The sequence below is a fragment of the Bacteroidales bacterium genome (assembly GCA_035353855.1).
Classification (GTDB): Bacteria; Bacteroidota; Bacteroidia; order Bacteroidales; family CG2-30-32-10; genus DAOQAK01.
This window is the reverse complement of the sequence record DAOQAK010000037.1, coordinates 1-21,037: the sequence shown is the minus strand read 5'-3', so window position 1 is coordinate 21,037 and position 21,037 is coordinate 1. Positions and strand designations below refer to the sequence as shown.

Here is a 21,037-nt window from a genome sequence, read left to right as displayed (position 1 = left end):
AATTACTAAAGGTTTATGAAGCGATTCCTTGGTTTTATAAAAAAAGAATTCTTCCATATTTTCCGCGATTACCGCTCGGTGATTGTGTTGTTTGGTATGCCTATAGCACTGATTATGTTATTTGGTTATGCCATTAACACCGACCTTAAAGACGCACACATAGCCATTCTCGACCAATCGAAAGATGAAATCACAACCAAGCTTACACAGAAAATTCTTTCTTCCGGTTACTTTAAACTCAATGCAAATTTGAATTCGGTAAATGATATCGAACCCAATTTCAGAACGGGAAAAATTAAAGAGGTAATTATTTTTCAGGAAAATTTTTCAAAGAAATTAAAAAAAGATGGAACCGCCGGAATACAGCTTATAGCCGATGCTTCCGATCCCAACAATGCAAACCTTATTGTTAATTATACAAATGCAATCATTAATAATTTTCAGGTTGAATTGATGGGTGAACAAGCAATTCCGTTCAGGATAAATCCACAAGTGCGGATGTATTACAATCCCGAAATGAAAAGTGTTTTCATGTTTATCCCCGGAATCATAACAATATTGCTGATGCTGGTTTCAGCAATGATGACATCAATTTCCATTGCGCGCGAAAAAGAATTGGGAACTATGGAAGTGCTGCTGGTTTCGCCATTAAAACCCGGATTGATTATTTTAGGGAAAGTGATTCCTTATGTTCTTCTTGCATCGGTAAACTCAGTAACCATAATACTTTTAGGGAAATTTGTTTTTGGAATGCATATCGCCGGAAGTTACTTTTTATTGTTTGCCGTGTGTTTACTTTTTATCTTAACAGCATTATCACTTGGAATATTTATCTCAACGGTTACCAACAGCCAGATGACAGCCATGCTGATTTCTTTTGCAGGACTACTATTGCCCGTTATTCTGTTATCGGGATTTATTTTCCCGGTCGAAAATATGCCGCAGATTTTGCAATGGTTGAGTTATATTATTCCGGCAAAATGGTTTTTGATAATCATTAAAGCCATTGTCCTGAAAGGACTTGGTGTAAGTTATATATGGAAAGAATTATTAATCCTGACCGGAATGACGTTGTTTTTAATTATTGTAAGTGCGAAGAAATTTAAAATTCGTTTAGAATAAATGAAAAGTAAAATGAGGTATAAGGGTATATGGTATAAAGGTATAAGGGTAAAGGTTTTATTTTAAAATATTTCCTTATACCCCTATACCTTTCATATATTGGTAAAAATGAGAACGATTTTATTTTTAATACAAAAGGAATTCATTCAGATAAAACGCAACAAAGCCATGTTGCCTATCATGTTTATCATGCCTCTTTTACAAATGATAATACTGGTAAGCGCAGCAACTTTCGAAATGAAAAATATTCGCGTTACGATTGTTGATAAAGATATGAGCAGCGTGTCGCGCAGTATTATAAGCAAGTTCAGCGGTTCGCCGTTTTATAAGATAACTTCGTATTCATTTAATGTTGATGATGGTGAAGAAAATCTGAAGAAAGGAAATGCTGATATGGTGCTGGTGATTCCTGAACATTTTGAACGAAAATTACGAAACGAAAACAAATGTGATATTCAGTTGTTAGTTAACGCTATTAACGCGGCTTCTGCGGGTTTAGTCAATGCTTACACCGTTTCCATTTTAATTGATTATAACGCGGAACTTGTTGCAAAATGGGCAAATATTCCCGGGAATATTCAGACACAATCTATCAATACACGATATTCGTATTGGTATAATCCTGAACTGAATTATAAAAACTATATGGTGCCGGGGATACTGGTAATGCTGGTAACCATTATAGGTTTGTTTCTTGCCGGGCTGAATATTGTTCGTGAAAAAGAAATAGGAACCATTGAACAAATAAATATAACACCGATAAAAAAATATCAATTCATCATCGGGAAATTATTTCCGTTCTGGCTGATTGCCTTGTTTGAGTTGGGTTTCGGACTGTTACTCGGAAAACTTATTTTCGGAATTCCGATTGTGGGAAATGTATTTTTACTTTTTTTATTTGCTGCCATTTATCTTGTTGTGGTATTAAGTCTCGGACTTTTTGTTTCAACTGTAAATAATACACAGCAGCAGGCCATGTTCATCACCTGGTTCTTTATGGTGATATTTATTTTGATGAGTGGCCTGTTCACGCCCGTAGAAAGCATGCCTGTGTGGGCGCAGAAAATAAATATTATAAACCCGGTTGCATATTTTATTGAAGTTACGCGCATGGTGCTACTCAAAGGCTCCGGTTTAATTGATATAAAACGACAACTGATAAGCATCTCTATTTATGCTGTAACAGCGATAACCATTGCCGTCCGCAGATATCGGAAGGTTGGTTGATGTATTAGTAAGGATTTTAGACAATTGTTTGTAGAAATTATTTTATTTTTCTTCCAATATCGTTTTCAATTTTATAAATCTCTATATTTTTTTCATTTTTTGTTCAATGGTATTTGCTCCTACTACGTAGGCATACATTGCTGAAGAATAAAAATTTAAATCAATATTTTTATATTTAACAATCCCTTCTTTGTCAATACTTGTAACCAGCGCTGACTTTAAGTTATTCTTATCGCAAAACTGTAATAAGCTTTTAAGCTCTTCGGGTTTATCGAAATATCGGTTACTCCATTTTATTTCTATAGCCCATATGGGTTTTAGTTTTTTATCATCAAGTCCTACCATATCAACTTCACCTTGGAATTTGCCAACACTCCAACGAGCATACCATGGAGTAAACCAATCTCTGTGCATCCATTGGGCATAAATAGCTGTTTCAACCATATTGCCAATAGCTTCATCAGTTGCTTGTAATGGTGAGAATAATGCACTACGTAAACTGGGGTTGGTCAAAAAGATCTTATAAAATGTTGCCCGTTGAAAACGTTTGGCTGTATCATCAATTCTGTGTACAACCTTTATCAGGAAAGCAGCTTCAAGGTATTCCAAATATTTTTTAAGTAAGTTTTTATCTACGCCACTGCTTTTTGAAAGCGTATCTAATGAAACTTCATTACCGCTATAATAAACCAGGGTTGTGAAGAAGGCATTTAATTCTTGCACATCCTGTATTCCGTATAAACTGGGTAAATCTCTCAAGAGTACTTTGTCTACTATATCACTTTTAATGTATCTACCCGGATTAGCTTGTATTTTTTCTGAAAATATTACTTCAGGGTAACCACCAAAGTTTATATAATCAATAAAATGTTTATTTATTTCTTTGATATTAATCGTTGTGTAAAATTTATTCAGATTACCATTCCAGTTTGTAGTAGTAGGGCGTATCAGATGACCGTAATTTTTCAAATGGATGTATTCATGAAAAGTAAGCGGTGGCAACATAAATTCAGTGAACCTCCCGGCACCGCTTTCATTACTTTTAAATTTAAGTGCAGCTGCGGCAGAACCGGAAACAATAAATTTGGTATGTGGATAACTATCAACTAATACCTTCAGATGAACTTCCCAATCTCTTAAGTATTGAATTTCATCAAAAAATACATACCAACCTTTAGGACTATTACTGCCAACAGCATTACGTGCCAGAGTGAACAGCTCTTCCAGACCCATATGCAGATATATAGGATTGTCAATGCCAATAAAACAAATGTTATGTTTGTTCACCCCATTTTGTAAAAGTTTTTCAATGCTATGATGCATCATAACTGTTTTTCCTACTCTTCGGGGTCCCATGAGTACAACAGCTCTTTTAATATCCAGTTCCTCAACTAAGGGGAAGAACAAATCAAAATACAACCTTCGTTGCATTTCATTATAATCATTATCGATGCTTCCTGATATCCACCAAGGATTTTCGAATTTCAAACGATCAAGAATTAATTCTTGACTTATTGGTTTTAATTTTGGCTTTTTTGACATAACGACACAAATATAATAAAATAATATAGATTAATATACATTATTTTTGTTTTTTATGTAAAATTAAAGAAAAAATACATAAAAAAGAATCTTATTTTGATGTTTTCATAAAAGCTATAAAAATCTCACTCCTTAGTTTACAAATATTAATTCAATTATACATTAATTTTTATTGCATCAATTAGAATTTCTGACTTCTGCATTCTAACTTCTAAATTCCCTTGTAAACTTATCAACTTGTCATCTTGTTAACTTAAATCGTAAATCTAAAATTGTAAATCTAAAATCGTAATTCATTTATATCTTTGCAAATCAAAAACTAAAAATAATGGAACAGAAAGTTAGGGTACGTTTTGCGCCCAGTCCTACAGGACCATTGCATATTGGCGGAGTAAGAACAGCATTATATAATTTTCTTTTTGCTAAAAAAAATAATGGTGAGTTTATTCTTCGTATTGAAGATACCGACCAGGGGCGTTATGTTCCCGGAGCCGAGGATTATATTATTGAATCGCTTAGCTGGTGCGGAATTCGCTTCGATGAAGGTGTACATGTGGGCGGACAATTTGCACCTTATCGTCAATCGGAACGCAAAGAAATTTATAAACAATACGCTGATTATCTGGTTGAGAAAGGTTTTGCTTATTATGCTTTTGATGCAGCACCCGAGCTCGAAGCAAAGCGTAAAGAATACGAACAACAGAAAAAAACTTTTCAGTATGGAATAGAAACAAGGATGGCGATGAAGAATTCGCTTTCGCTTGACAAATCGGATATTCAGAAGAAACTTGAAAGCAATGAGCCGTATGTTATAAGGATGAGGATTCCTGAAAACGAAAAAATAAAAGTCAACGATTTGATTCGCGGTGAAGTTGTAGTTGATACGCTTCAGCTCGATGATAAAGTGCTTTATAAATCGGACGGAATGCCAACCTATCATCTTGCCAATGTTGTTGACGATTACCTGATGAAGATCACACATGTTATTCGTGGCGAAGAATGGCTTCCTTCGGCGCCGCTGCATGTTTTGCTTTACAAATGTTTAGGATGGGAAAATGCCATGCCGCAATTTGCGCATCTTCCATTGTTGTTAAAACCCGATGGCAATGGTAAACTGAGCAAACGTGATGGCGATAAGCTTGGATTCCCTGTATTTCCTTTGCGATGGACTGACCCATTCAATGGTGAAGTTTCTTCGGGTTATCGCGAATCGGGATATTTTCCCGAAGCTGTAGTAAACATGCTTGCCTTGCTGGGATGGAATCCCGGAACCGAACAGGAATTATTTTCAATGGATGAACTGATAAATTCTTTTTCATTGGAAAGAGTAGGGAAGTCGGGTTCTAAATTTGATTTTGAAAAAGCAAAATGGTTTAATCATCAATATTTGATGAAACAAGCGGATGAAGATTTATTGAAAATTTATAAAACAATTTTGAAAGAAAATGATGTGGAATGCAGCGATGATCATGCTTTGAAAGTGATGAATGCCGTAAAAGAGCGCGTGAATTTCCCAAAAGAATTATGGAATCAATCTTCATTCTTTTTCAAAGCGCCCGAATCGTATGATGAAAAATCGGTGAAAGATAAATGGAAAGAAAATTCATCACAAATTTTGGAACAAATTATTCCATTGATCAATGAAGCAACATCGTTTGAAGCAAATTTATTGAAAGAAAAAGTTTCATTGCTGATTAATGAAAAACAATGGGGCATGGGACATGTGATGAATGCCTTACGTATTTGCCTTGTTGGCGCATCGGCCGGTCCCGATTTATTTTTGATTATTGAAATGCTTGGAAAAGAAGAAACTGTTTCAAGAATAAAAAGAGCGATAGAAAAAATTAAAAAATGATATTAATTGAAAATTAAGTCCGCCTTTGTCGGATCAGTCAGCAGTCTACAATCTGCAAGAAATGATCATGAATGACAAAAAATGACAGCGAAGCAAAATGACAATGAATGACTCCGCCGCAGGCGGATAATGACAATTTAATTTCTGTTTTATATATTATTTAATGAATTCTTTCCGTGGCGATACAAGGGTTTACGAAGTTTTAAACAAACTTGAAATTCCTTTTGAATATTACGAACATCCGCCAGTGCCTACAGTTAAGGAAGCGGCAATATATTGGAAAGATCTGAAAGCAACGCATTGTAAAAATTTATTTTTCCGCAATCATAAAGGCAACAAGCATTATCTTGTAATATTTGAATACTCGCATAATATTCAGATTCATGATTTGGAACAACGATTGAAACAAGGAAAACTTACATTTGCTTCGAATGAACGCCTGATGAAATATTTGGGATTAACGCCCGGTTCTGTTTCTCCATTCGGTTTGCTAAATGATATTTCAAAACATGTTCATCTTTTTCTGGATGAGAATTTTAAATGTTCCGAAAAAATAAGTTTTCATCCCAATTTAAATACCGCATCTTTGGTAATTCCTTTCAGTGGATTTGAAAAATTTTTAATGTATTCGGGAAATTGTTTTGAGTATGTGAAATTGTATGATTAATATTTTTTTGAAAAATTTATTTTAAAAAAAATCTTACATTTGCCTTACGTAACCAATCAAATTATTAATTAAAATAAAATTATCATGAGAAAAAGTGTACTCTTTTTTATTGCAGTTTTTATCAGCCTTGGGCTGAATGCACAGTACTGGTCGCAACAAAACACTAATATGACAGGTGCTACCTATGTTGGTGTTGACCAGGTTTCGGTTGTTGACAGCAACATCGTATGGGTAAACGGAATGAATGGCGCCGGTGGTGCATTTATTAAAGCACATGCCAGAACCAATGATGGTGGTGCTACCTGGGAAGCCGGGACATATAATGGTTTTGATACATACACTAAAGCATGTGTTCTTGCAGCTTCTGATTATAATAACGCATTCTGTGTTGCTATTGATACTGCTGCAAGTACAGCATCATTCTGGCAGACTACTGATGGCGGCGCAAACTGGACAATGCCTGCAATATTAAACGGTGGTTCAACATTTGCCGATGGTGTTTATTTCTGGGATTCAAACAAAGGCTTTGCTTATGGCGACCCTGTTAGCAGCGAATTTGATATTTATACTACTACCAACGGTGGAGCAAGCTGGGATGATGTTCCTGGTGCTAATATTCCTGATGCTGCTTCATCTTCAGAATATGGTTATGATGGAAGCAACTGCGGTTGTGTTGTTCCTGGCGGAATTGGATTTTTCTTAACAAATGCTGGAAATATTTATAAAACTATTGATTATGGTGCAACTTGGAGTAAGACTCCAGCAAAACCATTTACAGCTATAGCATCAAGCGGTGTTGTTTATGCATCAAGTGAAAACTATATTATTGTTGGAAGTTATAATTCAACTTCTCAGGGTTGGGAATGGCAGTATACAACCGATGGTGGAACTACCTGGGCATTATGTGCAGCTGCTTCAGGAGCTTTCTATGAATACCAGATGTGTTATGTTCCTGGAACTACTAATACATTTGTTGCAACTTCTCCTTTTTCATCAACTATTGTGGGAGTTGGATATAGTGAAGATGGTGGTTTAAACTGGACCGATTTTCAGGATGCTACATATTTGCAACCGGGTGGTTCAAATATTCAATGTCTTGGTGTAGATTTTTATGATATTACTATGGGTTGGGTTGGTAATTATGACCAGGCAGGTTCTATTAATTCTTCAATATTAAAATATGATAATCCTAATGCTGGTGCAGGTATCAATACTTACAGCGTTAATGGAAACGATTTCAGAGTATATCCTAATCCTTCAAATGGACAAGTATACTTTGCAGTGAACGGTCCAAATAATGATAATGTTGTTCTTAATGTTTATGATGTTACTGGAAATTTAATTTTTACAATAACATTAAATGCGTTAAATAGTTCTGTTTATTCATACGACTTTTCAGGTTTATCAAAAGGCGTTTATGTTGCTAAGATCTCAGGAAAAAACACAAGTGTTGTACATAAGCTGACGATTCAGTAAAAAAATATTAATCAATAGAAAAAGAGGCTGTCTCAAGAATCGCGAGACAGCCTCTTTTTTTATGTTAAAAAATTAACTAAAAGTTTAGTTTTTTAGAAGAAAAAACATTAAATTTGGAAAATATTACTTGTTCTAAAACGGTTTAGAAAAAAATTTATATATTTGTAAACTAAATTTTATGAGTACGAAAAAAATATCATTAAACGATATCGCAACCAGTCTTGGAGTTTCTAAAACGCTTGTTTCAATGGTTCTGAATAACAAAGCTGATGAAAAAGGTATTAGCAAAGAAACTCAGAAAAAAGTATGGGCAAAAATAAAAGAGCTAAACTATAAGCCAAATATGATGGCACGTGGTTTACGTTTAGGTCGTTCAAACACTATCGGTTTAATTGTTTCTGATATTGCTAACCCGTTTTATGCGAAGATTGCACGCTATATTGAAAACTTCCTTGAGCCTAAAGGATATCATATAATGATATGCAGTACCGATGAGGATATAGAAAAGGAATTGAAGATTATTCGTATGCTTAAAGACAGGCAGGTTGACGGGCTCATCATTTCTTCATCACAAAAAAATGGTAAGGAATTAAAAACATTGAATGAGGAAAAATATCCTTTTGTTTTAATCGACCGTACCATTCCCGATTTAAAAGCAAACACTGTTGGTGTTGACAATTTTAAAGGATCATATGAAGCAATAACTCATCTTATTAAACAGGGTTATAAAAATATTGCAGCATTTTCGGTATCACCCGTGCATGTGTCTACAATCAATGACCGTATTAATGGGTATTTACGCTGTCTGAAAGATAATAATCTCAGTTACGGAAAAAAATTATTGGTTGAGATTCCTTTTAATGATGTGAAGAATTCTGTGAAGTTTCAATTATCTAATATTCTTTATGGTAAGGAAAAAGTGGGAGCTATTTTTGCGATCAATAACAATATTGGTATAACTTGCCTTGAAGCGCTGAATGAAATGCGTGTTCAGGTTCCTGAAGATATTGGTTTTGTTTGCTTTGACGACCTTGAAATATTCCGTTTTGGTCGTCCTACCATTACAGCAGTTTCTCAGCCTATTGAGGATATTTGCAAAAATGCAGTTGAAATTTTATTGAATGAAATAAAAAATAAAGAACATTCAACTGAAAAGCAGCAGATCAAATTGCCTACGTCGCTTATCATACGGAGATCTACTGTGAATTAATATTAATTTATGAAAGAAAAAAAAGACGTTAACTACACCACCGCTCTTATCGTACTGACCACATTGTTCTTCATGTGGGGATTTATAACCTGCATGAACGATATCCTGATTCCTTATTTAAGAAAAATGTTCGACCTGCAACGCTGGCAATCCATGCTGGTGCAGTTTACTTTCTTCACAGCTTACTTTGTTGGCTCATTGGTTTACTTTTTTGTTTCTGTACGAACAGGCGACCCTATTGCAAGAAAGGGATATAAAAATGGGATTATGACAGGATTATTTATGTCTGCCACAGCCTGTTTACTAATCTTTCCGGCCGCAGCATTTCAGAGTTTTGCATTATTCCTTATCGCATTATTTATATTAGGACTTGGATTTACATTGCTTCAAATAGCCGCCAATCCTTATGTTGCACTTTTAGGAGATCCTTTAACAGCATCGAGCAGGTTAAATCTTTCACAGGCATTCAATTCATTCGGAACCACAATTGCGCCTATTCTCGGGGGATTCCTGGTATTCGATTTTTTTGCAAAAATGGGAAATCCTTTAAATGATATTAATGGAAAACTTATTACTAATGATTTAGGTGCGCCTCTTTCGGCATCAAGTGTTCAGGTTCCTTATTTGATCTTTGCAGGAGTTTTCTTACTTGTTGCTGCCATAATAAAAATGACGCCATTACCGAAATTCAGCACATCGGCCAACATCGAAAAAGGTACAGGTGCTTTAAAATACAGGCAATTGAATTTAGGAATGATTGCCATATTTGTTTATGTTGGAGCCGAAGTTGCAGTTGGAAGTGCATTCATAAATTATTCAAAGGAAAGCATGAACATGCCGGAAATGCAGGCAAAAGCATTCCTTGCATTTTACTGGGGTGGGTTGATGATTGGTCGTTTTTTGGGAGCAATTTCATTAAGCAGTATTTCAAAGACAAAAAAATATTTAGGAATGTTATTGGCTTCATGCCTTACATTCTTTGTGATATTCGGCGCGAATTATGTTATTATGACATACTTCGAAGGTCGCGAAGGCCTTACGTTTTCTGATGTTTCGCCATACCTGATTTTTATTGCAATAAATTTTGTAGGATTTATTTTAGGTCGTTCTTTACCCGGACGAACATTAATGATATTTTCAATTATTGCTATCGCACTGTTATCGGTTGCATTATCATCAACAGGAATTACGGCATTCTGGACCATTATCGGCTTAGGTTTATTTAATTCCATAATGTGGTCGAATATTTTTACCCTTGCCATTGACGGACTGGGAAGACATACTTCACAAGGTTCGTCATTACTTGTAATGATGATATTAGGTGGCGCAATAGTTCCTGTTATTGTTGGCGCAGTTGCTGACGTAGTTGGCGGGTATCATTTTTCATTTTTCATTCCGATAATCTGTTATTTATATCTGGCTTATTACGGATGGAAAGGATATAAACCTTCAGGAAAAGTTTTAGAGGAGAAAGTTTAATAGCATAAATATATTATGAAGAAGGAAATTGCAATTGGGATTGATATTGGCGGGACGAATACCGAATACGGATTTGTTGACAATAAAGGAAAATTTTATTTCAAAAAAAATATTCGTACCGATGAAACAGATGATGTGGAGTCGTACCTGGATATTTTGTGCGCAAAGCTGAAACAAACCATTATTGATATCAACGGAGGCTATGAAATTAAAGGGATTGGAGTAGGTGCACCTAACGGAAATTTTTTTACAGGTAAAATAGAATTTGCTCCCAACCTGAAGTGGAAAGGTGTTATCCCGTTAGTGAAACTGATTGAAGAAAGAATGCAGATACCTACCGTGCTTACCAATGATGCCAATGCTGCGGCTTATGGTGAAATGATTTATGGTGCTGCAAAAGGGATGAAAGATTTTATTGTAATTACTTTGGGAACAGGCTTGGGTAGTGGTATTGTGGTCAACGGGCAAATGGTTTATGGTCATGATGGATTTGCAGGCGAATTAGGCCACACTGTTGTGTATCCTGATGGAAGGCAATGCGGATGTGGAAAAAAAGGATGTTTGGAAACGTATGCTTCGGCAACAGGAATTGTTCGTACAATGCTTGAAATGCTTGATAACAGGCAGGAAGAAAGTGTTCTTCGAAATATTGAGAAAACAAAATTAACATCAAAAGATATTTTTCTTGCTGCGAAAGAAGGCGATAAACTTGCCCTTGAAGCATTTGATATTACAGGAAGATATTTGGGAATCAAATTAGCTGATGCAGTTGCATTTTCAAGTCCGGAAGCAATTATTTTATTTGGCGGACTGGCACGTGCGGGAGAATATATTTTTAATCCTGCCAAAAAGTATATGGAAGAATTCTTATTACCAATTTTTAAAAATAAAGTTGCTCTTTTACCTTCAGGTCTTGATAAAGATAATGCCGCAGTTCTGGGAGCGGCTGCTATGGTGTGGAAACACATTGTTAAGTAAATTCTAATGGCAGATGTAAAATATAAAATGTCAAATGTTTGAAAAATAATATTTAATAGTTTTAATTTTAGCATTTGCAATCATCAATTTTACATATAAAATCGTATGAAATCTTTTAATCGTTTTCTGATTTTCTGTTTTTTATTTTTAATTACCGGAAATTTATTTTCACAGGAAAAAATTCAATCGTTCAACCTGATGCCTGTTCCTGAAAAGGTTTTGATGAAAACAGGAACTTTCAGAGTTGATACAAATTTTACTATTGCTATAACCGGAAATCCCGATAAAAGAATTTATCCTGCTGCAACACGCATGCTGCAACGACTTGGAAAAAGAACAACCATAGTTTTCAAACAAGGTTATCTGAATGCTTCGACAAATGCGGCAAAATCAACATTCACCATTCAGTGTGATGCGCCGGGAAAAGTAGAAATGAATATGAATGAATCGTATGAATTAAATGTTTCTGCTGATTTTATTCTTTTGAAATCGCCTACGGATATTGGTGCTTTACGTGGATTGGAAACATTGCTTCAATTTTTATCAAGCGATGAAAAAGGATATTATTTTCCTTGTGTTGAAATAAATGATAAGCCTCGTTTTCCGTGGCGTGGCTTGTTGATTGATGTGTGCCGTCATTTCTATCCGGTTGATATGATAAAAAGAAATCTCGATGCCATGGCTGCCGTAAAAATGAATGTGTTGCATTTTCATTTAAGCGAAGATCAGGGTTTCCGCATTGAATGTAAAACTTTTCCGAAGCTTCATGAATTAGGTTCAAATGGTTTATATTATACGCAGGAGCAGGTTAAAGATGTCATACAATATGCCGATGCACGCGGCATTCGTGTGGTTCCTGAATTCGATATGCCAGGCCATACTTCATCATGGTTTGTCGGATATCCGCAATTGGCAAGTCTTCCGGGGCCATATAAGATTGGAACAACTTTCGGGGCTTTTGATGCAAGCATTGACCCTACAAAAAATTATACTTATAAATTCCTTTCTTCATTTATTGAAGAAATGTCAAAGCTTTTTCCTGATGAATATTTTCATATAGGTGGTGATGAAAACAACGGTAAAAACTGGGATAGCAGCGCAACTGTTCAGGCTTTTATGAAAAAGAAAGGAATAAAAACCAATGATGAACTTCAAAAATATTTCAATAAGAATATTTTAAAAATCATCACCAAATGCGGAAAGAAAATGATGGGATGGGATGAGATATTTGTTCCGGGTTTGCCGAATGATATTGTAATTCAGTCGTGGCGGGGGTTAGCTTATACAAAGAATGCTGCAAATAAAGGCTATCAAACAATTTTATCAAGTGGTTATTATATTGATTTATCGCAAACAACCGAAAGTCATTATTTGAACGATCCTTTGCCCGATACCATGAAAATAGATGAAAGCGCTAAGAAATATATTCTTGGTGGTGAAGCAACCATGTGGAGTGAATTAACAACCGATGAGACCGTTGATTCACGCATCTGGCCTCGTACTGCGGCAATTGCTGAAAGACTCTGGTCGCCATCATCTGTAAAAAATGTTGATGATATGTACAGAAGGATTGATATTCTTAGTATTGAGCTTGAAGAACTCGGAATTACGCATATCAAAAACCGTGATATGATGATGCGCCGGATGGTTGGCAGCGATAGCATTGAAGTGTTGAAAACCTTTATTGGCGCGTTAACTCCGTTGAAAGGATATAAGCGTCATTCTGTTGGCAGAACTTATACAACAACAACTCCGCTGTCAAGAATTGTTGATATTGCCATTCCAGATGAACCGGTTGCGAGACGTTTTAATCAATGGGTAAAACAATATTTGGAAACGAATGATGATTCGCTGAAAACCATGATAACAAAGCAACTTGGCATCTGGAAAAACAATCATGTAAAAATGATTGAGCTGATAAAAAAAGTTCCGGCATTAAAAGAAGTTGATTCGGTATCATATAATATTTCGGTTGTTGCAGAAATTGGATTTGAATGTATGAAATATTTCGAAGGCAAGCAAAAGCCTGATGAAAACTGGATAAAACAGCAATCAGATATTTTAAAAGAAATAAAAAAACCAAAAGCTGAAGTTGATATTGCCATTATTCCTTCAATTGAAAAAATGCTGGAGGCTTTAAAAAAGAAGTAAATGAAAAAAAGAAAACTGATTTTTATTTTCTTTTTACTTTTCTCTTTCTGTCTGCATGCACAGGAAAAAATATTCTCATTCCAGAATTGGCAATTCCGAAGAGTCAATGACAGCAAGTGGTACAGCGCAGCTATCCCCGGAACTATCCACACCGATTTATTTGCAAACAAGTTAATTCCCGACCCGTTTTATGGTTTAAATGAATTTCAGCTTCAGTGGATTGAAAAAAATGATTGGGAATATAAATGTGAGTTTGATGTTTCAAAAGAAGTGTTAAATAAAAATCACATTAACATTGTTTTTGAGGGACTTGATACTTATGCAAAAGTTTTTCTGAACGATTCGTTGATACTTGTTACAGATAATATGTTCCGAAAATGGGAAACCGATTGCAAAAAATTTCTGAAAGAAAAAAATAACCAACTGAAAATTATTTTTGAATCGGCTGTAAATAAAGGAATTCAGGATTCGATAAAATCAAAATATATTTTACCCGGTGGAATTCGGGTATATACACGAAAAGCGCAGTATCAGTATGGCTGGGACTGGTCGCCGCGATATGTAACTTGTGGAATTTGGAAACCTATATATTTTAAAGTTTGGGACGATATTCAAATTCAAGATGTTTTTTATAATCAGAAAGTTGTTGCTTCAAATAAAGCAAATATTTCAACAGTAATTTTTGCAACATCCGATAAATTTCAGGATTGTAAAATTTTAATTAAAGAAAAAAAAAGCGGAAAAATTTTTCTTGATTCAAATATCACATTTGCCAAGGGTTTGAATAAGATTCCAGTAAATTTTTCAATTCAAAATCCAAAACTCTGGTGGTGTAATGGTTTAGGAGAACCTTTTCTGTATCATCTGGAACTTGAGATATATCAAGGGAAAGAGAAGATTTATTCAGATAGTACCGAATTAGGAATTCGTACAATTGAGCTGGTTCAACAAAAAGATTCGCTTGGAAAAACTTTTTATTTCAAACTTAATGGTGTTCCTGTTTTTATGAAGGGCGTGAATTATATTCCACCTGATAATTTTTTACCTCGCGTTTCGAAAGAGAAATATGAAAAAATAATTGACGATGCCATTTCGAGTAATATGAACATGCTGCGTGTATGGGGTGGCGGAGCTTATGAAGATGATGAATTTTACAGGCTTTGCGATGAAAAAGGAATTTTGATCTGGCAGGATTTTATGTTTGCTTGTGCTATGTATCCCGCTGATAGTGCCTTTTTGAGAAATGTTGAAGAAGAGGCAATATACCAGGTGAAACGCTTGCATAATCATCCCTGTATTGCGCTTTGGTGCGGAAACAATGAGATCAGCGAAGGTTGGTTTAACTGGGAATGGCAGAAACAATATAAATATTCAGAAAAAGATTCACTTGAAATTTGGAATAATTACACATTACTTTTCGATACCATTTTAAAAAGTGTTGTGAAAAAGTATGATGCAGAAAAGGATTATTATCCTTCATCTCCGAAAATTGGCTGGGGGCATAATGAAAGTTTGCTCGAAGGAGATTCGCACTACTGGGGCGTTTGGTGGGGAATGGAACCTTTTGAAACGTACGAAAAAAAAGTTGGAAGGTTCATGAGCGAGTACGGTTTTCAGGCATATCCGGCAGATGAGACCATGCAAACCTATCTTGATTTTTCACAGAAAGATACTTCATCAAATCCGAATGCATTCTGGCACGACAAGCATCCACGAGGGTTTCAAACCATTGATGAATATTTGTTGCGTGATTATTATAATATTGAAAAAACAAATAAAGCATTAAAGCAATACACTTATTTAAGTCAGCTTGCACAGGCTTATGGAATAACAAAGGCAGTTGAAGCGCATCGTCGTGCAATGCCTTACTGTATGGGTACATTATACTGGCAAATGAACGACTGCTGGCCGGGTGTATCATGGTCTGGAATTGATTATTACGGGCGATGGAAAGCCTTGCAGTATTTTGTAAAAAAAGCATATTCAAATATTTTGGTTTCGGTTGTCGAAGAAAATAAAATACTTAAAACCTTTGTTGTCTCTGACGTTCAGAAGAACACAAATGCTAAACTAAAATTATTTCTTTCTGATTTCTCAGGAAAAAAACTTTGGCAGAAAGACACAACAGTAAATATTAAATCATTATCTTCCGCTTGCTATTACAGCGTATCGCTTTCATCATTAATTTCTGATTCAACGTTAAAGAAAAAAATATTTTTCGCATCCGAGTTGTATGTCAATGATAGCTTGGTTTCCCGGGCAATTCATTATTTCGTTTCTCCGAAATTTTTAAAACTTCCAAACTCACGAATAGAACGCGAAATCAATGTTTCAGGACATGATATAAAAGTTACTTTATCATCAAAAAATTTATCAAAAAATGTTTTTATAAAAACTGATGATGCTGATGATAAAATTTCGGATAACTATTTTGATTTATTGCCGGGAGAAAGAAAAACGATAGTTATAAGTTTATCAAGCAAAGAAAAAGATTTCAGGAAAAGAAAATTAATTATAGAAAAATTTAAAAACTAAAGGCCCCACCAAACACTTTAATTCAATGGGGATTTAGGGGGAAGGAAACATGAAAAAAAATATTCTTACAACAATTTTATTTTGTATTTCAATCTCTGTTTTTTCACAACAGAAAGATTACACCACTCTTGTAAATCCTTTTATTGGTACAGGTGGGCACGGGCACACATATCCGGGTGCTACCATGCCTTTCGGTATGGTGCAGCTAAGTCCCGATACTCGTTTAACAGGCTGGGATGGCTGTTCGGCTTATCATTATTCCGATAGTGTAATTTATGGTTTTTCGCATACACACCTCAATGGCACGGGTTGCAGCGATTACGGCGATGTGCTGTTAATGCCAATGAATGATAATTATAGTTTTAATAATGAAAATTATTCATGTTCTTTTTCTCATAAAAACGAATTTGCTTCTCCGGGTTATTACAAAGTAAAACTTGATAACGGAATTGATGTAGAATTAACGGCTTCGAATCGAGTTGGATTTCATAGATATATTTATCCGTCGAATAAAAATCCATATGTTATTCTTGATTTAAAACATCGCGATGAAGTTTTAGAATCGTATATTGAAGTCGTGAACGATACAATTATCAAAGGTTATAGAAGGTCGAAAGCATGGGCGGCCGACCAAAGATTATATTTTGTGATTCAATTTTCGAAACCTATTAAAGAATTTGGAATAGCTTTAAATGATACGCTACAAAAGAATTTGAAAAAAGTTGAAGGCAAAAATGTAAAAGCATATTTCTCTTTTAATAAAAAAGATAAAAATATTTTATTTGTAAAAGTTGGCATTTCTGCTGTAAGCACAGATGGCGCTTATAAAAATTTGAAAGCTGAAATTCCCGGATGGAATTTTGAAAAAATAAAAGAACTCGCTAAAAACGAGTGGAATAAAGAACTTGGAAAAGTTGAAGTAGAAGGTGGTACCAAGGACCAACAGATAGTTTTCTATTCAGCCATGTATCATGCATTCATCAATCCTAATTTATATATGGATGTTGACGGACAATATCTTGGAACGGATTTTAAAATTCATAAAGCTGAAGGATTTGATAATTACACGGTTTTTTCATTGTGGGATACTTATCGCGCAGCACATCCTTTGTATACAATTATTGACCAGAAAAGAACAAATGACTTTATAAATACATTTATCAACGAATATAAAAATGGCGGATTGCTGCCTATGTGGGAGCTTTCAGCCAATGAAACTTTTTGTATGATAGGTTATCATTCAATTCCTGTTATCGCCGATGCATACATAAAGGGAATAAAAAATTATGATACACTCGAAGCATTTAAAGCCATGAGAAGCAGCGCTGATGCTGACAGATTAGGTTTAGCATATTATAAAAAATTCGGACATATTCCCGGTGATAAAGAAAGCGAATCAGTTTCAAAAACATTGGAATACGCTTACGACGATTGGTGTATCGCCCAAATGGCAAAGGGTTTGAACAAAACCGATGATTATAAAAATTTTATTCAGCGTGCTCAATATTATAAAAATGTTTTCGATCCCGGTACAAAATTTATGCGCGCAAAATGGAATGGCGGTTGGTACAAACCTTTTACACCAACAGAAGTAAATAATAATTATACCGAAGGTAACAGTTGGCAATATTCATTTTATGTTCCGCAGGATATTTCAACAATGATGGAATTATATGGTGGAAAAGAGAAATTTTTAGAAAAACTAGATTCACTTTTTTATGGAAATTACAAATTAAGTGGTCGTGAACAGGTTGATATTACTGGGCTTATAGGGCAATACGCACAGGGGAATGAACCCAGCCATCATATGGCGTATTTGTATGATTATGCCGGAAAGCCTTGGAAGACGCAGGAATTGATTCATAAGATTGAAAAAGAAATGTATTTGAATACTACAGACGGACTTTGTGGTAATGAAGATTGCGGACAAATGTCGGCATGGTATGTTATGAGTGCAATGGGTTTTTACCATGTTTGCCCGGGTAACCTTCAATTTGCAATAGGAACACCTGTTTTCAGTAAAGTTAAGATTCATCTTGAAAACGGAAAAACATTTACGATAACTTCAAAAAATATTTCACCGGAAAACTTTTACATTCAGTCAGCTACGTTAAATGGTGTGAATTATAATAAATCATATTTCACGTATTCTGATTTGATGAAGGGTGGGAACTTAGAATTGACAATGGATAGCAAGCCAAACAAAATCTGGGCGACAAATGAAAATGATTGTCCGAAAACAAAAATTGATGATTATCCTATTGCACTTGTTCCATATTTTGTTGCCGATGGAAAAACTTTTTACGATTCAATAAAAGTTGAAATAAAAACCATAAATAATGATCAACAAATTTTTTACACACTTAATGGTGCAAACCCGGATTCAGCGGGCATTTTATATACCAAGCCTTTAGTGGTTAAAAACACAACGAAAATAAAAGCTATTTCAAAAAATAAATTGCAGGAAAAAAGTTTTATTATCGAAGCAAATTTTATAAAGATTACAAAAGGAAGAAGTGTAAAAATTATATCAAAATATGACCCACAATACACTGCCGGAGGTGATGAAGGCTTGATTGATAACATACGTGGTGAAAGCGATTTTCGTTTAGGGGGCTGGCAGGGCTACCAGGCACAGGACTTTGAAGCTGTTGTTGATTTGGGTAAAGAACAAAAAGTAAATAAAATTGCAGCCGGATTTTTACAGGATGTTCGATCATGGATTGTATTTCCTGTAGAAGTTGAATATTCCGTTTCATCTGATGGTAAGAATTTTAAGGATGTTGAAACAGTTAAAAATATTTTCCCGGATAATGACTATACCCCAACCATTAAAGATTTTTCGATAAATGTGAATTTGAATTGCCGCTATGTAAAAATCAAAGCCAAAAATTATGGAAAACTACCTTCGTGGCATTTAGGTGCTGGTGGTGATGCATACATTTTTACTGATGAAATTATTGTTGAATAAAAATTTAACATTAATAATAAAAAATAAAAACCCCTATGATTAACATGTGATTTTCAAAGTATTATAATATTCAAACGTAATAAATAATAGTATAACCTTAATTTTTGGTTAAATTTGTAAACAACTATTTATTATTATTGCGAATCTTTATAAAATATTTTTGAATTTTATTTTGAAAATTTTTACAAAACATATAGGAATTTTTATTCTTTTTTTTTCTCTTTTATTATTTAGGGTCTGCTGATTAAGTCAAGGCATATTTTAGATTAAAATAGTACAGCCTTATTGATATTTTCTTTTTTATTAAGGACATAGCCAACTTCATCAATATTGCTGAATAAGTAATCACAGAAAATATTTGACAATAGGCACTCTGCCCGATAAATTTAATCAGGTTGAGTACCAAAACTATTGTGGCTATCCACGATTCGCTGGTTTGTTGAAGTCTTGCTTTGATAAGATTCATACCATAAGCTGTTTTTGCTTGACCAAACTTGCCTTCTATTGGATTTCTTTCGCCCGGTCTTACGTGTTCCACATCCACAGCCGTTGGTCTGCCTAAAGGCTTTGCCCTAAGCTTTATCCCGAGAAGCTTGAGTGCTGCTCTGTTAGACCGATTACAGTATATCTTATCGACCAGAACTTCTTCGGGATAATATCCAAATAGTTTTTTGTATTTCTCTACTGAAGCCATTAGTCGAGTGCCTTCATTAAATGCATCCCATGATAAATCATCCAGAAAAGCAAAGCCATTCATGAGCGATACATTTATTTTTGCTCCAAATTCAACATTTGCATTCGTTTTGCCTCGCACTATTGGACGAACATGTGGCTGATGTATGCTTACAATGCGATGTTCTATGCTGTGTGTCTTTTCTTCAAACATCTTTTGTTGCTGTTCATACAGCGTGTTGATTACAAAAAGGTATTTGTGTTGTCTTGGATCCAACGGTATTTCAGTGTATGCGTCTAAAAGTTTGTTTATGCTTTTCAGGTTTCTTCTCAAATAACTCAATTGTTTTTTTATGGCATTGTGTATTTCTCTTTTTGATTTAACCTTTTTCTGTGCGGTTCTCAGATAATTCTTTCGTGCAATTTTTCTGTATGTTCGGGGCTTCTTTTCATGAAGTTTTTGTGAATACAATTCATCTATTAACTCTTCTGATTTTTCTCTGGCATCATTTAATAAATTTAAATCTGTTGGATATGCTATGTTTTGCGGGCATGCCGTGGCATCTGTTATCAGTTTGCCTTTGTGTGTTATTGCTTTTTCTGTTATCGATGTTTCATGATGCAATGGTTCTTCATCTTTTGTGTTATCACAATCATAATGTTCGGGATCATTAGTGTTATCCGTATCTTTCGATGAATCACTTTTTGATAAACCGAGTATTTTCTCGTTGATTGAATTTATTTGTTCAATGCCCATGCGCTTTCTGAATTCAACAAACAATGAGGGATCGAAAGGTTCTTCTGTACTGAAACTGCTGTAACCTATGAAGTATTGCATATACATGTTCTCTTGTATTTGCAACACGGTTTCCCTATCGCTCATATTACACATATGTTTCAGGATCATTGCGCCAATCGCTACTCGCGGATTGATACCGTCAGCACCTGTCTGACTATTGTTCATTTGAGCTTGGTATGTGCTCACTAACAAATCCCATGGTATTTGATGTGCCAATATGACCCATCGATTACGCATATCCAATGATTGCAAAAATGGACTCTCGAAGCCTTCGATTGTCATCTGTGTTGGACTTACATATGGATGTTTTGATGCACGGCTTTTTTGTGCTTTTGCCATTTTTTCTTGCATTT

The 21,037-nt window shown here is 34.9% G+C and carries 13 protein-coding genes; 11 read left to right on the top strand and 2 right to left on the bottom strand.

Annotated elements, in window-relative coordinates; genetic code table 11:
- Positions 1-15 precede the first annotated feature (15 nt).
- On the top strand, positions 16-1,122 hold the full coding sequence (locus tag PKK00_10305) for an ABC transporter permease (protein HNW98788.1): 1,107 nt from the start codon (positions 16-18) through the stop codon (positions 1,120-1,122).
- A gap of 108 nt (positions 1,123-1,230) precedes the next feature.
- A complete protein-coding gene (locus tag PKK00_10300; GenBank protein ID HNW98787.1) occupies positions 1,231-2,349 on the top strand; it encodes an ABC transporter permease in 1,119 nt (372 codons plus the stop codon).
- A gap of 81 nt (positions 2,350-2,430) precedes the next feature.
- On the opposite strand, the gene PKK00_10295 is transcribed toward PKK00_10300, so the two are convergent.
- Positions 2,431-3,891, bottom strand: coding sequence for an ATP-binding protein (locus PKK00_10295; GenBank protein ID HNW98786.1), 1,461 nt, complete (start codon positions 3,889-3,891; stop codon positions 2,431-2,433).
- A 328-nt stretch (positions 3,892-4,219) separates the two neighbouring features.
- On the opposite strand from PKK00_10295, the gene gltX reads away from it, so the two are divergent.
- The 9 genes from gltX to PKK00_10250 all read left to right on the top strand — a co-directional run bounded on the left by gltX (position 4,220) and on the right by PKK00_10250 (position 19,213).
- Entirely contained in the window at positions 4,220-5,746 is a 1,527-nt protein-coding gene (gene gltX / locus PKK00_10290) for a glutamate--tRNA ligase (protein HNW98785.1), read from the top strand.
- Positions 5,747-5,909: 163 nt separating this feature from the next.
- Positions 5,910-6,413 carry a prolyl-tRNA synthetase associated domain-containing protein gene (locus tag PKK00_10285; protein HNW98784.1) on the top strand — a complete coding sequence of 168 codons (504 nt, stop codon included), beginning with the start codon at positions 5,910-5,912 and terminating at the stop codon, positions 6,411-6,413.
- 84 nt (positions 6,414-6,497) lie between these two features.
- Positions 6,498-7,889 (top strand): T9SS type A sorting domain-containing protein, encoded by a 1,392-nt coding sequence (locus PKK00_10280; GenBank protein ID HNW98783.1) that lies wholly within the window; start codon positions 6,498-6,500, stop codon positions 7,887-7,889.
- A gap of 178 nt (positions 7,890-8,067) precedes the next feature.
- On the top strand, positions 8,068-9,099 hold the full coding sequence (locus PKK00_10275; protein HNW98782.1) for a LacI family DNA-binding transcriptional regulator: 1,032 nt from the start codon (positions 8,068-8,070) through the stop codon (positions 9,097-9,099).
- A gap of 9 nt (positions 9,100-9,108) precedes the next feature.
- Positions 9,109-10,578, top strand: a complete 1,470-nt coding sequence (locus PKK00_10270) for a sugar MFS transporter (protein HNW98781.1) — start codon at positions 9,109-9,111, stop codon at positions 10,576-10,578.
- Positions 10,579-10,593: 15 nt separating this feature from the next.
- On the top strand, positions 10,594-11,556 hold the full coding sequence (locus PKK00_10265; GenBank protein ID HNW98780.1) for an ROK family protein: 963 nt from the start codon (positions 10,594-10,596) through the stop codon (positions 11,554-11,556).
- 105 nt (positions 11,557-11,661) lie between these two features.
- Positions 11,662-13,707, top strand: a complete 2,046-nt coding sequence (locus tag PKK00_10260) for a family 20 glycosylhydrolase (protein ID HNW98779.1) — start codon at positions 11,662-11,664, stop codon at positions 13,705-13,707.
- Positions 13,708-16,242, top strand: coding sequence for a glycoside hydrolase family 2 protein (locus tag PKK00_10255; GenBank protein HNW98778.1), 2,535 nt, complete (start codon positions 13,708-13,710; stop codon positions 16,240-16,242). It abuts the gene before it with no gap.
- A gap of 49 nt (positions 16,243-16,291) precedes the next feature.
- Positions 16,292-19,213, top strand: a complete 2,922-nt coding sequence (locus PKK00_10250; GenBank protein ID HNW98777.1) for a GH92 family glycosyl hydrolase — start codon at positions 16,292-16,294, stop codon at positions 19,211-19,213.
- A gap of 244 nt (positions 19,214-19,457) precedes the next feature.
- On the opposite strand, the gene PKK00_10245 is transcribed toward PKK00_10250, so the two are convergent.
- Positions 19,458-21,037, bottom strand: a 1,580-nt coding sequence (locus PKK00_10245) for an IS5 family transposase (protein ID HNW98776.1), incomplete at its 5' end; no start/stop codon positions are given.

Bases quoted from the DNA above. Each gene is read 5' to 3' on its own strand.
- PKK00_10305 (HNW98788.1), top strand. From the start codon at position 16: ATGAAGCGATTCCTTGGTTTTATAAAAAAAGAATTCTTCCATATTTTC.
- PKK00_10300 (HNW98787.1), top strand. From the start codon at position 1,231: ATGAGAACGATTTTATTTTTAATACAAAAGGAATTCATTCAGATAAAA.
- PKK00_10295 (HNW98786.1), bottom strand. From the start codon at position 3,891: ATGTCAAAAAAGCCAAAATTAAAACCAATAAGTCAAGAATTAATTCTT.
- gltX (HNW98785.1), top strand. From the start codon at position 4,220: ATGGAACAGAAAGTTAGGGTACGTTTTGCGCCCAGTCCTACAGGACCA.
- PKK00_10285 (HNW98784.1), top strand. From the start codon at position 5,910: ATGAATTCTTTCCGTGGCGATACAAGGGTTTACGAAGTTTTAAACAAA.
- PKK00_10280 (HNW98783.1), top strand. From the start codon at position 6,498: ATGAGAAAAAGTGTACTCTTTTTTATTGCAGTTTTTATCAGCCTTGGG.
- PKK00_10275 (HNW98782.1), top strand. From the start codon at position 8,068: ATGAGTACGAAAAAAATATCATTAAACGATATCGCAACCAGTCTTGGA.
- PKK00_10270 (HNW98781.1), top strand. From the start codon at position 9,109: ATGAAAGAAAAAAAAGACGTTAACTACACCACCGCTCTTATCGTACTG.
- PKK00_10265 (HNW98780.1), top strand. From the start codon at position 10,594: ATGAAGAAGGAAATTGCAATTGGGATTGATATTGGCGGGACGAATACC.
- PKK00_10260 (HNW98779.1), top strand. From the start codon at position 11,662: ATGAAATCTTTTAATCGTTTTCTGATTTTCTGTTTTTTATTTTTAATT.
- PKK00_10255 (HNW98778.1), top strand. From the start codon at position 13,708: ATGAAAAAAAGAAAACTGATTTTTATTTTCTTTTTACTTTTCTCTTTC.
- PKK00_10250 (HNW98777.1), top strand. From the start codon at position 16,292: ATGAAAAAAAATATTCTTACAACAATTTTATTTTGTATTTCAATCTCT.